This window comes from Streptomyces lydicamycinicus (genome assembly GCF_000829715.2).
GTDB lineage: Bacteria > Actinomycetota > Actinomycetes > Streptomycetales > Streptomycetaceae > Streptomyces > Streptomyces lydicamycinicus.
The window spans coordinates 102,327-116,372 of record NZ_BBNO01000010.1 but is presented as its reverse complement, the minus strand read 5'-3'; the positions used below and the strand labels follow the sequence as shown (position 1 = coordinate 116,372).

The window sequence follows — 14,046 nt, the reverse complement described above, 5'->3', positions numbered from 1 at the left end:
GGGAGCGGCGTGCCGGGCCCGCGCGCTCTTCCCTCGGAGGGATGACCCTGACGGACCCGTACATCCTCAAGATGACCATGATCCTCATCCGTAGCACTCGAGTCGTACGGCACAACCCACATGCGGACTGATTCGCCGGACCCCCTACCGCTCATAGGTTGTTGATCAAGGCACGGAGATGAGTCGAGAGGGCCACGGATCTATGTACGGCAAGGCATTCGCCCCGGAATATCAGGGTGAGTTGGGCGCGGCCCTGGGTGTGAACTCCTCGTACGAGGAGGTGCTGGCGACGGCGAGCCGGGCGCACGCCGACGCGGGCACACCCCTGGAGCGGGCCCGGGCCGCGCTCGCGGTCGCCGAGGCCAACCGCCGGCTCGGCCGGGTGACCGAGGCGGGTGACGCCTGGCGGGAGAGCTACCGCAGCGCCCGCACCGCCGGCGACCCGGGCGCCATGGCCTGGGCCCTGTGGAGCGGCGGCACCCTGGCCCGCCAGTGCGGGACCCTGCCGCTCGCCCGCCGGCTGCTCACCCACGCCGTCGCGCTGGCGGAGGGCAGCGGCGACCGCCTCGCCCACGGCTACTCGCTCGCCGGCCTCGCCGAGACCGGCCGCATACAGGGCGACTACGCCGCGGTCGCCGAGCTCCATGAGCAGCTGCTCGAACAGGGCCGGGCGCACGGCGAGGCCCGGCACATGGTCTGGGCGATGTCCGGCATAGCCCAGATGCACCGCAACACCGGCGGCTACGACAAGGCCCTGGAGCTGTTCGAGGAGTCCGCCCGGATCGCCGCCGAGGCCGATGACTTCCGTGGGCGCGCCTGGTCGCTGCGCGGCGTCGCCGATGTCCTGTCCGTACAGGGCGAGACGGACCGGGCGCTGGCGCTGCTGTCCGAGGCGGAGGCCATCTGCCGCACGATGGACCTGGCGAGCGCGCTCGCGTACAACCACAAGATGCGCGCCAACGTCTTCTACCGGGCGGGCCGTTACGAGTCCGCGCGGGAGACCTACACCCTCTCGCTGGCGGAGTTCCGTGAGATGCAGGAGCCTCGTGGCGAGGCGCTCTCCCGGCTCGGCCTCGTCAAGTCCCGCGCCCGCCTCGGCCGCGACGAGCAGGAGACCCTGGCCGAACTCGCCGCGCTGGAGAAGGACTTCGTGCGCATCGGGCTGCGCCATGCGCGCGATATGGTCATCGCCTTCCGCGCAGAGCTGACCGCGCGAGAGGCGGCAGAAACTCCCGCTCCTCGGTGCGATGCCACCACGCCCCGGTATCCCGCAGTTCCCGCCAGGTCGTGAAGCGGTAGCGGAAGACCCGGGCCCTGATCCGGGCCGGCGGCAGATCGGGGAACGGATTGCCGCGCAGCAGCCGCAGCGTGTCCCGGTCGTTCTCCAGCAGCCGGGCCACGAACGGCACGAACCACGCCTGTGCGTAGGCCGGTGACAGCGCGGCGAACCACATCAGCCAGTCCAGCCGCAGGTGATACGGCGCGAACTGGCGCGGCAGCCGACGCACCGCGCCCGGCTTGCCGTGGAACTCGTACGCGAGCCAGGTGGTGTCCGGCCCGGTCACCGCGTCCGCCGTCCCTTCCACCACGATCTCCCGGCGGACCCGGGTGATACTGCCGAACGCGCCGTACGAGTTGACCAGATGCAGCGACTCGTAGGACGTGTTCATCAGCTGCTGCCGGGCCAGCAGATTGCGGGCCGGGCGGTAGCTGAGCGCGAGAACGCCGGCGGTGGCGAGGAGGACCAGGACCTCGAACCAGACGGGCGGCGCCGGCAGCGGCGCGGCGGGCTGTGCCCACAGCGGGGCGGCGGCCGACAGGGCGAGCGCGATGGTCACCCAGTTCAGCCAGGCGAAGTTGCCGGACAGCACCAGCCACAGCTGGGTGACCACCATCACGACCGCCGCCCATCCGGCGATCGGCTGCGGGGTGAACAGCAGTACCGGCACGGCGAGTTGGGCGACATGGTTGGCGGCCACCTCGACCCGGTGCAGGGGCTTGGGCAGACGGTGGAAGAACCAGCTCAGCGGCCCCGGCATCGGCTGGGTCTCATGGTGGTAGTAGAGGCAGGTCAGATCCCGCCAGCAGGTGTCACCGCGCATCTTGATCAGCCCGGCCCCGAACTCCACCCGGAACAGCACCCACCGCAGCAGCCACATGACCGTCACCGGGGGAGCGGTCGCGGCGTTACCGAGGAACACCGCCAGCGAGCCGGCCTCCAGCAGCAGCGACTCCCAGCCGAAGCCGTACCAGGTCTGCCCGACGTTCACGATGGACAGATACATCGCCCACAGCGCGGCCCACAGCAGCATCGACGCCCACAGCGGCACGGCGTCCGCGGCCCCCGCCGCCACGGCCGCGGCGAGCAGGACCCCGCTCCACGACCACAGGGCGAAGAAGCGGTCCGAGTAGTGCCAGTGGAAGACCGAGGGCGCCGCGCGGAACGGCACCACCGCCACATACGCGGGCACCGGCAGTATGCCGCGCGCACCGATGAGCGCCCGGAACTGCCGCACCGCCGCGAGGAACGCGACCACATAGAGAACGGCCAGCGTGCGCTGGAAGACCAGCCGCCCGAGCCAGTAACCGGAATCGGAGAACCATGCCACCCGCCCATGGGTAGCACCGCGACCGCGCGCTCTGCGCCACGGCGCGCGGCCTCGGTGGCTGGATCCTTCGCTCCTTCCCCAGCGTTAAGGAGCGAGGCGAATGCAGCAACCGCAGGGCCATTGGGGTGAGTGATGTGCATCACAAATCTCACCCTTTTCCCCCGTCATTGAGGGGGGCGGTATTCGCGCTTTCCGAGGACTTGACTTTCGCGACGGAAAACGTCGAGCGCGCCGCGTGCGGCGTCGTTACTCTGAGGGGCGACGGACGACCTTTCTGGGAGACGCCAACACCATTGGCCCGTCGCGGGAACGCCACAAACCTTGGCTGACCTCCCGGTTTGTGAACAAGGCGCCACCGCGTCGGAACCAATACCTCGATGAAGGAGTGCGTGGTGGCTTTGCACAAGGCTCAACACAAGCAGCCCCGTTTGAAGCAGGGCGAGCGGCCAGGCCGGATCAAGGAAGTCCGCAATCTGGAAGTCTGGGACCGCTGTGCCCCGGTGCGCCTGGCCGGCTGCGACGACGATCCCGCCGAGCCGAATATCTTCCGCGGCATCGACTGATCGGCTGATCTCAGGTGTGGCGCCGGCCCTGACCCGAGGGCCTCCTCCTCACGGGTCAGGGCCGGCGCCCGAGCAGGCACAGCAGCCCGGTGAGCGCGTCGGCGTCCGCCGGCGGCTCGACCGCGGGGGCGAACAGCCCGGAAGCGGAGAGCCCAGGGGCATACGGCTCCACCTCGCGCAGCGCCGCCGTCGCCAGATGGCCGGGAAGCCGCTCCTCGGCGCCGATCGCACGGGACAGATCCCAGGCGTGCACCACCGCGTCGGCCATCATCTGGGTGCAGTACGCGCCGGCCCGTTGGGTGCCGTAGGACAGCTGGACCGGGCGGTTCAGCGCACCGCGCTCCGCGAACGCCGCCACGGCGGCCACCGCCGCGCGGTCCCAGGCCCCGGCCGGGTCGTCCCCGAGCACATCGCCGTCATACTCCGAGCCGACGTCCGTGATCGAGGCGCCGTCCCGCACCAGGCGGGGCACCCACAGCTGTTCGGCGGTGAGATGGTTCACCAGATCGCGCACCGACCAGTCCGTGCACGGCGTGGGGCCGTCCCACTGGTCGTCGCGGACGGCATGCACCCGGGTCCCGAAGAGCGCGAGAGCCTCACCATGGGTTCGCAGGATCTCGTCGTTGTCCATGCTCCCCGAGGATAGGAGCGGGCACCGACAACGGCGCCCTGACGCACGGCCGATCACCCCAGGGCCGGCGTGACCCGAACGGCCCAACGGGGCGGTGGATTTCCGGCCCCCGGCCGCGATCAGTCGGCGTAGAGCTGACGCCGCGGCACGATCTGCCGGTCCTGGCTCGGGCTGGACCACAGCAGCTTCATATGGGCCTCGCCGGTCTGCTCCGTGTAGTCGATCCGGATACGGTGCCGGTGACCGGCCTTCAGGGTGGCCGTCCCCTTGTCGACCTTCGGGCCGTGCGGGGTGGCGCTGTCGATCACCGGCTCACCGTCGATCCACAGCCGCACGGTGTCGTCCGAGACGGTGGTGAAGGTGTACGTCTCGTCGTAGCGCGGCTCGATGCTGCCGGTCCAGCGGGTGCTGAAGTGATCGGCGGGGATCTCCGGGGCCGGTGAGCCGTCGAAGCGGTAGGACTTGTTCACCGTCGGATCGACGGCGGTCACCGCGGGCGGGCCGGAGAAGGAGTCATTGGCCCAGCTCCGCGCCGTCAGCCCGGTGCCCTTACCGACGGGCGCCGCGGCCGGCGGCCGGATGGTGAGCCGGATGACGCTCGCCCGCGGATCGGTGGCCGCGCCGGACGGGGTGAGGTCGAAGCCGTCCCCGGAGCGGGCGACCGTCACCTGCTGGGAACTGCCCAGGACCCGGGCGGCGGTGATGTCGAACGGCGCCCTGGCCGTGAGGTGGAGGGGAGCGCCGGCGGCCGGCCAGGCGGTGACCGCGGCATACAGCTCGTTGCCCCGGCGGGAGACCGCGCCCCAGGGCGGGTCCGCCACCAGCCCGGTGTGCCCGGCTCCGTACACCGCGTCGCCCTGCCCGTGCGCGGTCAGCCAGCGGCCGGTCTCGCGCAGCCGGTCGACGGACTGCTGCGGGATGCGCCCGAGTCTGTCCGGCCCTACGTTGAGCAGATAGTTGCCGCCGCGGCTCGCCACGTCCAGCAGATTGCGCAGCACGGTCTCCGACGACTTCCAGTGGGTGTCGTACTTGGCGAAACCCCAGTGGTCGTTGAGCGTCATACAGCTCTCCCACAGCTGCCCGTCCACCGGTTCCGCCGGGATCTCCTGCTCCGGCGTGCCGAAGTCGCCGTCGGCCACCTCGCGCTTGCCGACGCGGTTGTTGACGATCAGACGCGGGTTCAGGGTGTGCAGATACGCCTGGAGGTCCGCACCGTCCCGGCGGGACCAGGGGTTGGTGGGGTTGTCCGTGTCCCACTCGCCGTCGAACCACAGCAGCGCCGGGTCGTAGTGCTCGATCAGCTCCTTGAGCTGGGCGTACATCCGTTTCTTGTAGCGCGGGAAGGTGCCCGGGCCGGCGAAGTCCGGATCGTGCCAGTCCCAGATCGAGTAGTAGAAGCCGAGCTTGATCCCGGCGGCGTCGGCGGCCTTCTTCAGCTCGGCGAGGATGTCGCGCCGCTGGTCGAAGGAGGAGTGGTCCCGCAGATTCCAGGTGTTCTGCCGCGTCGGCCACATCGCATAGCCGTCATGGTGCTTGGCGGTGATGACGATATAGCGCTGACCGGCGTCCTGGGCCGCCCGGACGATCGCGCGGGCGTCGAAGGCGGACGGGTTGAAGGTGGCCGCCTGCCGTTCGTACTCCTGGTCCGGGATCCGGCACTCGCGCTTGATCCACTCCGCGTTGCGGCAGACCGTGCCGTCGGGCCGGGTGTACTCGCCCTCCAGGTTCGAGTACGCGCCGAAGTGGATGAACATCCCGAAGCGGCTCTGCCGCCACCACGAGGTGCGCGCCGAGGTGAAGGGGTCGTCGGTGGCGTGGTTGGTGCCGGGGCCGGCGGTGGGCCGGGGCGGGGGCTGTGCGGCGGCCCCGGGGCCGCCGGCGGTCAGCAGCAGGGCGCCCAGCGCCCCCGTCAGTCCCAGCAGCCCGAACCGTCTTGTGCGGCTGTGCATCGCTCGCTCCTCGGGTCAGTTGGTCACGTACGTGCCTCCTGTGCCATCCCGCATGGTGCAGCCCCGGCACTCGGACCGGAAGACCCCTGGCGCCACAAACATCGGAGCAAATCGGGGAAGAATGCGGAGAGTTGGGGGAGTTGGCCCCTGGTGAGCCGGGAGACCTCGGATCTAAGACGAGTGCGGGGGAGTGGCTGAGAAGAGGGCGTCCGATGGCCGAAAGCACTGCTGACGCATGGTCAGCGCCCTGGTGGGTAGCGCCACTTGCCGGTTCAATGAGCGAGCCGGTCGCACTCACTGGAGGCACCATGGAAGCCGTCGTCCGATCCGCCGCCGGGGCCCCGGCCATCCGCTGCGCGGGCCATGAGCGCGACTATCCGGCCTTCCTCGACCGTGCGGCGCGGATAGCGAACGGCCTGGCGGAGTGGGGGGTCGAGCCGGGCGACCGGATCGCCGTGGTGATGCGCAACGAGCCCGCCCATCTGGAGATCACCGCCGGCGCCGCGCTCCTCGGAGCCTCGGCGGTACCCGTCAACTGGCATTTCCGGCACCACGAGCTACGGCATGTGCTCACGGACAGCGGCAGCAAGGTCGTCTTCGTGCACACCGATCTGCTGGCCGCGGTGGCCGCTGTGCTGCCCGACGGCGTACGGATCGTCGAGGTGGCCGTCCCGGCCGGTGTCGCGGCCGCCTGTGGCATCGCCCTGCCGCCGCCCACCGGCGCACACCCGCTGCTCGACCACTGGCTGGAGGACCGCGCACCGCTGCCCGAGACCGCCGCCGAACGCCCGCCCACCATCATCTACAGCTCCGGAACCACCGGCCGCCCCAAGGGGGTGCTGCGCGAACCCGTCGCCGCGGACCGGCTGGAGGAGGCGGTGCTGCGGTTCCTGGAGTACTTCGCCGTCGCCCCCGGCGGCCGTACGCTCATCCCCGCCCCGCTCTACCACGCCTCGCCCAGCCAGCATGCCGTCCTCGCGCTCGCGGCCGGTCTGGACATCACGCTGATGCCGCGCTTCGACGCCGAGGAGTTCCTCCGGCTGATCGCCCACCACCGCATCGAGCAGGTGCAGGTGGTGCCGACGATGTTCGTCCGGCTGCTGCGACTGCCCAAGGAGGTCCGTGAGCGCTACGACCTGTCCTCGCTCACCTCGGTCGTGCATGCCGCGGCGCCCTGCCCGCCGCATATCAAACACGCCATGATCGACTGGCTGGGGCCGGTGCTCAGGGAGTACTACGGCGGCAGTGAGACCGGCGCCGTGACCTGGTGCGACAGCGCGGAGTGGCTGGCCCACCCAGGCACCGTCGGACGGGCCACCGGCACCTGCGGGGTCGCGGTCCTCGGCCCCGACGGGAAGCCGCTGCCGACCGGCGCCACCGGTGACATCTACCTCAAACCCGCCGAGGACTGGCCCCCGTTCACCTACCTCGGCGATCCGGACAAGCGCGCCGCCATGGAAGCGGCGGACCTGCCCGGGTACGTCACCATCGGGGACATCGGCCACCTCGACGCGGACGGCTACCTCTACCTCAGCGACCGCCGCAACGACATGGTCATCTCCGGCGGGGTCAACATCTACCCCGCGGAGATCGAGGGCTGTCTGCTGGCCCTCGACGGGGTCCGGGACGTGGCGGTCTTCGGTATCCCCGACGAGGAGTTCGGCGAGGTCCTCGCCGTGCATCTGGAGACCGAACCCGGCGTGCTGCTCAGCGCCGAGACGGTACGTGCCCATGTCGCGGAGCGGCTCGCCGGGTACAAGGTCCCCCGGGCCGTGGTCTTCGAGGAGCGGCTGCCGCGCGATGAGTCGGGAAAGCTCTTCAAGCGGCTGCTGCGGGATCCCTATTGGGCGGGACACGACGGCGCGATCTGAACGTCGTGCCCGCCCGGCGGTTCCCGTGGTTCAGCACATTCCTCCGTCGAGGACCGGAATCAATTGCTCCTCCTCATAGGTGAGATGGTCTTCCACCTCCTTTGTGAGCCGTTCGACTTCGGTGAGCACCCGCTGCGGATCCGCTTCCTGGGTGGAGATGACTTTCTGCAGGTCGGCGAGGAGGACCGCGAGTTTCTCGTGTTCCTGCCGAAGTCGCTCAAGGGCCGGGGCAAGTTCGGGATGGTTCCGGCCGAGCATCGGAAACATTCCGGCGTCCTCACCGGTGTGGTGGTTGTGGAATCCCTGGCAGAGGGTCAGACAGTTCACCCGGAGCTGGGCGCCGAGTCCGGGGCCCGATGCGGCGATTTCCTTGCGGATCAGGGCGAGTTCCCGGCGGAATCCGTCGTGTACGGCCTTGAGTGCCGCGCCCGCCGAGGATGCGTTGATACGTGGCGGCCCGGCCGGGATTTCCTCCAGGGCCACCACCGGAAGGATGCGCTCCGTCTTCTCCTGGTAGTCGGACCAACCGGGATCGGTCGCGGCCGCACGGGCGAAGGCCTGGTCGCGTTCGGCCCCTTCCAGGACAACGGCCCGCGCCTCGTAGGTGAAGATGCCGGCCTCGACGGTCACACGGGGATGGGCCACCAGGTTGTGGTACCAGGCCGGGTGCTTCGGGGCGCCGGCCGCCGAGGCGATGACCAGGACCCGGTCACCGCCGTCGGGAAGGTAGCCGAGCGGAGTGGTGTGCGGGGCGCCGGACCGCGCCCCCGTAGTGGTCAGCAGCAGCAGTCGGCCGCCCTCGAAGGGGCCGCCGACGCGTCCGCCGTTGGCACGGAACTCCTCGATGATCTGTCGGTTGAAATCGATCGGCATATTCGGTGTTTTCTCCAGAGGGGAAAGGAAGCGCGAGCCCGCTGAGATAGTGCGGGCAGGGCGAAGAAGCCCTGCGGGGGAGGCGGAGAACCGCTCATCGGGCAGGGCGAATTGACCTCGGGCGAAAAGCGTTCGTCCGGGGTGCGGGCGCCGGAAAGGCGCAGAGGGAAAGGCTGCGTGGTGACGCGTACGGTGCGTGCCGGCGCGGGGCGCGGGCAGGGCGAAACCCGTACGCGAGCCGAACTCGCAGGAAAAGGAGAGCGCGCAGCGCGCGAAAACTGAAAGAGCGGAGGGGGCGGGCCTCTTGGCGCCCGCCTGGCGGTCACGTGGTGACCGGGAACCTCACTCGCTCATGGCACATGGCCGACCCGGTAGTCACAGCGACAAAGGTAATGCCATGGAGGAAAGAAGGCAACGCGAAAGCGAAATCGGGCCAGGGGGAACGTAGTTCCCGGTGCCGGAGTGGCCGGCGCCCCGACGAGGAGCCGAACTCGCCGCCACCGGGAAGCGATTGCGTCCCCGTCGCCGGCTCACTGCCGTACGGCCTCCAGCAGCACCAGCCGCTCCGGGAACAGCGTCGGTGCCTGCACGCCCACCTCGGCCAGTACCCGTCCCGGCAGTGTCACGCCCCGCTCCCACCAGGGCAGCGGGGAACTGACCGGCCCCTCCGGGCGGTCCCCCGGCGCCAGCGGCGACAGCCGGTAGTCCGCGTCCGGCTCCAGCCCCGGCAGCCGCACCCGCCCGGCCGGGGACTGCACACTCGTGGCCATCTGCACCAGCGCGAACACCGCCCGTCCGGCGTCCTGGGCCACCACGCCGTGCACCCACAGCGCCGGGTCGGGATGGTCGCCGCGCACCACCGTCCCGCTGTCCAGCAACGGCCGCAGCGTCCGGTACAGCGCCACCCACTCGGCCAGCCGCGCCCGATCCGCCGCACTCGCCGCCGTCAGGTCCCACTCGATCCCGAAGTGACAGAACAGCGCGGTCCCCGCCCGGAAATCGAGGGTGTGCCGCCGCCCCGTCGTGTGGGCGACCGGCGCCCCCACATGCGCGCCGAGCAGCTCCGGCGGCAGCAACAGACCGGTCCAGCGCTGGATGTGCTGCCGCTCCAGCGCATCGATGCAGTCGCTGGTCCACACCCGGTCGGTGCGCTCCAGCACGCCCAGATCCACCCGGGCGCCACCGGACGCACAGGACTCGATCTCCAACTGCGGGTGCCGCGCCCTCAGTTCGTCCATCAGCCGGTAGGTGGCCGTCGTCTGATGGTGCGCGGCGGCGTCCACGAGGTCGCGGTTGTGGTCCCACTTCAGATAGTCGATGGGGTGCTCGCGCAGCAGGGTGTCCAGCCGTTCGCGGACATAGGCGTACGCCTCGGGGCGCGCCAGATCGAGGACCTGCTGATGGCGGGAGGCCGGTGGCAGCCGTGACGGGGAGTCGGCCAGGATCCAGTCCGGATGCGCACGGGCCAGATCGGAGTCCGGATTGACCATCTCCGGCTCGACCCACAGCCCGAACTGCATCCCCAGCCCCCGCACGGTATCGGTCAGCGGCCGCAGCCCGTCCGGCCAGACCGCCGGGTCCACGTACCAGTCACCGAGCCCGGCGTGATCGTTGCGCCGTCCCCGGAACCAGCCGTCGTCCAGCACGAACCGCTCGGCGCCGACCTCGGCCGCGGCCCGCGCCAGCCGCTCCAGGGTGGCCAGGTCGTGGTCGAAGTAGACCGCCTCCCAGGTGTTGAGGGTGACCGGCCGGGCGGAGGCGGGGTGTCCGTCGCGGGCCCGCAGCTCACGGTGGAAGCGGCCGGCCAGCTCGTCCAGGCCGTGGCGTCCGTAGGAGGCGTGGAGCCAGGGGGAGCGGTAGGTCGCGCCCGGGGCCAGCCGGAGCTCGCCCGGCAGCAGCAGTTCGCCGCCGGCCAGCACCGCCTGCCCGGCCGGGGTGCGTTCGGCGAGCGTGCGGTGGTTGCCGCTCCAGGCCACATGCAGCCCCCACACCTCACCGGACCGGAAACCGAAGCCCGCCTCCGCGGCGGTCAGCAGCAGCGTCGCATCGCTGCCGGTGCGCCCGCGCCGGCTCTCCCGCAGATGCGTGCCCAGCGTGAACGCATGACGCTGCGGGGCGCGTTCGCGCAGATGCCGGCCGGTGAGATCGAGGAGCTCGGTGGCCTGTGCGGGGAGCGGCAGGGCGGGCGTCAGCCCGTCGAGGTGGTAGGGCCCGTCGCCGGTGTTGGTGACCGCCGCGCGCAGCCGCACCAGCCCGGCATCGGTCAGCCCGAGCTCCAGCGTGAGCGCCAGACCGCCGTCGGGGTCCACCGCCTCGACGGTCAGCCGCCGGCTCCCGTTCTCCACGGACCTGCCGCGCACCGTGAAGGCGGGCGCGGCGGTACGGCCCGCACGGTGGCCGCTGAGCCCCGGGGTGCCGGGCCAGCCCGCGGACTGCTGGGGCAGCACGCCCATCGGGACCGGCTCGTCCAGTGCGTTGGGGACGGTCTGGGGGACGTCCGAGGCGAGCAGCCCGGCGAGCCGGCCGGGCGCGACCGCACCGAGGTCGGCGCCCCAGTGCACGACGCGCGGCAGACCGGCACCGGACATGTCCAGCAGCAGGCTGATGCCGGCGGCCCGGAAGTGCAGGAGGTCGTCCATGGCGAGATCCCTTCGTGACGGCCGGGAGGGCGGGGCGTACCAGGGGACGGGCGGGAGGGCGCGGGCGGTGGGACGGACAGAACGGCGCGGCCTCGCTGTGAGAGGTACCGGACGCACCGCCCGGCGCACCAGAGGGCCACGATGACCCCGGAGGTAATCGACCCGTACCCCGAGGGCTGGAAACGTGGGTGTCACCGCACCACCGACGCACCGGAAGGCAGTCCCATGACCGCATACGCCCTCGCCCACCTCCGTCCCGGCGCTCCGCACCCGGAGGTCTTCGACTACATCGAGAAGATCCAGGCGACCCTGGACCCGTTCGGCGGCCGGTTCCTCGTCCACGGTGTCGAAGTGGAGGTCAAGGAGGGCAGCTGGCCAGGAACCGTCGTCGTCATCGCCTTTCCCGACATGGCACGGGCCCGCGAGTGGTACGACTCGCCCGCCTACCTGGAGATCCTGCCGCTGCGTACCCGCCATGTCGACGGTGACATCGTGCTGGTGCCGGGGGTGCCCGACGGTTACGACCCGGCCGTCACTGCGGCCAAGCTGCGGGCAGCGGCGGCCGGATGAGGCACGGCCGGGGCCCGCCACGGCGGTCGGGCGACGCCCGGAACGGCGGCCGGCACCCGCCCGGCGAAGGCACCCGCGAAAGCATCCGCGAAGGCACCGCGAAGGCATCCGCGAAGGGGGCCGATTCTTCGTACCCGACCGTGACCGGCCGCTCCCTCCCCCGCTAAAGTCTCACCAACAGCGCAGGTGAAACCGCTTCCACAGGGTCCGGGGGCAGCCGCCCCGGGGGGAGGACACAAAGCGATATGAGCCGCCGTTCCCACGGGTTAATGGCCATCTGGGCCGAGGCGCAGCGGCAACAGCAGCGCCGGCAGGAAGCCCAGCGCCGCGCGCGAGCACAGCAGCAGCGCGACCAGGAACGGCAGGCCCGGGACGCGGAACGGGCCATGGCGCGGATGCACCGCGAGCGGCAGACGGCCTACCGGCAGCAGCGCGAGGCCGACGCCCGCCGCCGCACCGAGGAGCTGGACAGCCGGGTCGCCGCGCTGACCGGCCTGCTCGCCGAGGGCTGCCGCGCCCCCGCGTTCTCCCCGGCCGCGCTGCTGCGCCCCGAGCGCATCGAGGAGTTCGCGCCCGGCGCCCTCGCCACCCCGGTACCGATGCCCGACCCCGCGCGCTATCAGGCCCCGCCGGGCGGCCGGCAGGCCGGTGTCCACAGGGACCGCGCCCAGGGAGAGGCCCGCGCCCGCTACGAGCAGGACTGGTACGCCGCGCAGGCCGCGGAGAGCCGGCGGCAGTCCCAACTCGCCGCCTACCGGCAGCAGTACGACCAGTGGGCCGCGGGCACGCTGGCCGGGATCCGGCAGCACAACGCCGGCATGGCGGAGCTGCTGTCCGGTCTGCGCGACGGCGACCCGGACGCCGCCGTCGAATACTTCTCCGCCGCGCTGTACTCCTCCACCGCCTGGCCGGAGGGCTTTCCCCGGCAGGTCGCCGCCGCATACGACCCGGCGGCCCGCCAGCTCGTCCTGGACTGGGAGCTCCCGGGCTACGACATCGTGCCGGAGACCAAATCCGTCCGGTACATGCCCACCGCCGACCAGGAGAAGGAGACCGCCCGGCCGGCCGCGCAGCGCCGGGCGCTGTACCGCGATGTCCTGGCCCAGAGCGTGCTGCTGGTGCTGCGTGACCTCTTCGCCGCGGACACCTACGGCACGCTGGACTCGGTGGCCCTCAACGGGTTCGTGGACGATGTGGACCCGGTGACCGGCCGCCCCGCCCAGGTGTATCTGGCGACCGTCATGGCGGCCCGCGGTGCCTTCGACGCGTTCCACCTCGCGCAGGTCAGCGCGGTGGAGTGCCTCACCGAGGGGCTGCGCGGACAGCTCGCCGCGCGCCCCGACCAGCGGACCGCGGTACGTCCCGGACGACTGCCGGGCGACGTCGGGGGCGAGGTCGTCGCCCACGGCACCGACAGCGAACCGGATCTGTACGAGATGGACCCGATCGCCTTCGAGAACCTGATCGCCGAGCTGTTCCGGGCCATGGGCATGCAGGCCGTGACCACCCAGCGCTCCGGCGACGGCGGGGTCGATGTGGACGCGCTGGATCCCGACCCGATCCGCGGCGGCAAGATCGTGGTGCAGGTCAAGCGCTACCGCCACACCGTCCCGCCGACCGCCGTGCGTGACCTCTACGGCACGGTCCAGGCCGAAGGCGCCAACAAGGGCGTGCTGGTGACGACCTCCCGCTTCGGCCCCGGCTCCCACACCTTCGCCAACGGCAAACCGCTCAGCCTGATCGCCGGATCCGAACTCGTCGACCTGCTCGGCCGGTACGGACTGCGCGGACGGCTCGGTACGGACACGCCGGCCGGCTCCGCCGCCGCCGACGAGGCGCCGGACCACAACGTCCTCGGCATGAACTGGTCCGGCGAGGTCGCCCTCGATGTCTGCGCCCTGGTGTGCAAGGGGACCAGCGTCCTGAGCGACGACCACTTCGTCTTCTACAACAACCCGCGCAACCCGGACGGCTCGGTGCGGATGCTGCCCGGCTTCGCACCCGACCGGGCCGCGATACAGGTGCGGTTCGAGGCGCTGCCGCCGGACGCCGACCGGCTGGTCCTGGTCGCGGCGATCGACCCCCAGGTCAACCCGGACGCCGATCTCGCCGGCTTCACCGACGCCCGGATCCGGTTGCTGGACGCGTCGGGGGAGGAGCTGGGACAGCTGGAGGTCTCGGAGGGACGCCGCGGCGAGACCGCGCTGGTGCTCGGCTCGTTCCGGCAACGGGCGGGCGGCGACTGGGACTTCGTAGGGGGCGGCAAGGGCTTCCCCGGCGGCCTGGAGGCGCTGGTGCAGGAGTACGGCATCGACGTCGCCTGACGACCGGGGCGGAACGG

10 protein-coding genes are annotated in these 14,046 nt (G+C 71.4%); 5 read left to right on the top strand and 5 right to left on the bottom strand.

Going from position 1 to position 14,046, the window contains the following annotated elements; genetic code table 11:
• Positions 1 to 202 precede the first annotated feature (202 nt).
• Positions 203 to 1,291 carry a tetratricopeptide repeat protein gene (locus tag TU31_RS31325; RefSeq protein WP_042160885.1) on the top strand — a complete coding sequence of 363 codons (1,089 nt, stop codon included), beginning with the start codon at positions 203 to 205 and terminating at the stop codon, positions 1,289 to 1,291.
• Here the strand turns inward: TU31_RS31325 and TU31_RS31320 are convergent.
• Positions 1,185 to 2,609, bottom strand: a complete 1,425-nt coding sequence (locus TU31_RS31320; RefSeq protein WP_042160883.1) for a lipase maturation factor family protein — start codon at positions 2,607 to 2,609, stop codon at positions 1,185 to 1,187. The two genes, TU31_RS31325 and TU31_RS31320, sit on opposite strands and share 107 nt — an antisense overlap.
• Before the next feature lie 392 nt (positions 2,610 to 3,001).
• Here TU31_RS31320 and TU31_RS38850 point away from each other — a divergent pair, with 392 nt between their 5' ends.
• On the top strand, positions 3,002 to 3,172 hold the full coding sequence (locus tag TU31_RS38850; RefSeq protein ID WP_158686011.1) for a hypothetical protein: 171 nt from the start codon (positions 3,002 to 3,004) through the stop codon (positions 3,170 to 3,172).
• Between the two features lie 55 nt (positions 3,173 to 3,227).
• Here the strand turns inward: TU31_RS38850 and TU31_RS31315 are convergent, their stop codons facing one another.
• Together TU31_RS31315 and TU31_RS31310 are read right to left on the bottom strand one after the other, a co-directional pair.
• Positions 3,228 to 3,803, bottom strand: a complete 576-nt coding sequence (locus TU31_RS31315; RefSeq protein WP_042160881.1) for a TIGR03086 family metal-binding protein — start codon at positions 3,801 to 3,803, stop codon at positions 3,228 to 3,230.
• A 119-nt stretch (positions 3,804 to 3,922) separates the two neighbouring features.
• Positions 3,923 to 5,752 (bottom strand): alpha-L-fucosidase, encoded by a 1,830-nt coding sequence (locus TU31_RS31310; protein ID WP_042160878.1) that lies wholly within the window; start codon positions 5,750 to 5,752, stop codon positions 3,923 to 3,925.
• Between the two features lie 308 nt (positions 5,753 to 6,060).
• Here TU31_RS31310 and TU31_RS31305 point away from each other — a divergent pair, with 308 nt between their 5' ends.
• Positions 6,061 to 7,623 (top strand): AMP-binding protein, encoded by a 1,563-nt coding sequence (locus TU31_RS31305; protein WP_042160876.1) that lies wholly within the window; start codon positions 6,061 to 6,063, stop codon positions 7,621 to 7,623.
• Between the two features lie 30 nt (positions 7,624 to 7,653).
• Here TU31_RS31305 and TU31_RS31300 read toward each other — a convergent pair whose 3' ends face one another.
• Positions 7,654 to 8,496, bottom strand: a complete 843-nt coding sequence (locus TU31_RS31300) for a nitroreductase/quinone reductase family protein (protein ID WP_042160873.1) — start codon at positions 8,494 to 8,496, stop codon at positions 7,654 to 7,656.
• Between the two features lie 530 nt (positions 8,497 to 9,026).
• Positions 9,027 to 11,135 carry an alpha-galactosidase gene (locus TU31_RS31295; protein ID WP_042160871.1) on the bottom strand — a complete coding sequence of 703 codons (2,109 nt, stop codon included), beginning with the start codon at positions 11,133 to 11,135 and terminating at the stop codon, positions 9,027 to 9,029.
• Positions 11,136 to 11,360: 225 nt separating this feature from the next.
• Here TU31_RS31295 and TU31_RS31290 point away from each other — a divergent pair, with 225 nt between their 5' ends.
• On the top strand, positions 11,361 to 11,705 hold the full coding sequence (locus TU31_RS31290) for a DUF1330 domain-containing protein (RefSeq protein ID WP_042160869.1): 345 nt from the start codon (positions 11,361 to 11,363) through the stop codon (positions 11,703 to 11,705).
• Between the two features lie 245 nt (positions 11,706 to 11,950).
• Entirely contained in the window at positions 11,951 to 14,029 is a 2,079-nt protein-coding gene (locus tag TU31_RS31285) for a restriction endonuclease (RefSeq protein WP_107070791.1), read from the top strand.
• The last annotated feature ends 17 nt before the right edge of the window (positions 14,030 to 14,046 follow it).

Excerpts from the sequence above, each read along its gene's own strand:
- TU31_RS31325 (WP_042160885.1), top strand. The coding sequence starts at position 203 with ATGTACGGCAAGGCATTCGCCCCGGAATATCAGGGTGAGTTGGGCGCG.
- TU31_RS31315 (WP_042160881.1), bottom strand. The coding sequence starts at position 3,803 with ATGGACAACGACGAGATCCTGCGAACCCATGGTGAGGCTCTCGCGCTC.
- TU31_RS31310 (WP_042160878.1), bottom strand. The coding sequence starts at position 5,752 with ATGCACAGCCGCACAAGACGGTTCGGGCTGCTGGGACTGACGGGGGCG.
- TU31_RS31305 (WP_042160876.1), top strand. The coding sequence starts at position 6,061 with ATGGAAGCCGTCGTCCGATCCGCCGCCGGGGCCCCGGCCATCCGCTGC.
- TU31_RS31300 (WP_042160873.1), bottom strand. The coding sequence starts at position 8,496 with ATGCCGATCGATTTCAACCGACAGATCATCGAGGAGTTCCGTGCCAAC.
- TU31_RS31295 (WP_042160871.1), bottom strand. The coding sequence starts at position 11,135 with ATGGACGACCTCCTGCACTTCCGGGCCGCCGGCATCAGCCTGCTGCTG.
- TU31_RS31290 (WP_042160869.1), top strand. The coding sequence starts at position 11,361 with ATGACCGCATACGCCCTCGCCCACCTCCGTCCCGGCGCTCCGCACCCG.
- TU31_RS31285 (WP_107070791.1), top strand. The coding sequence starts at position 11,951 with ATGAGCCGCCGTTCCCACGGGTTAATGGCCATCTGGGCCGAGGCGCAG.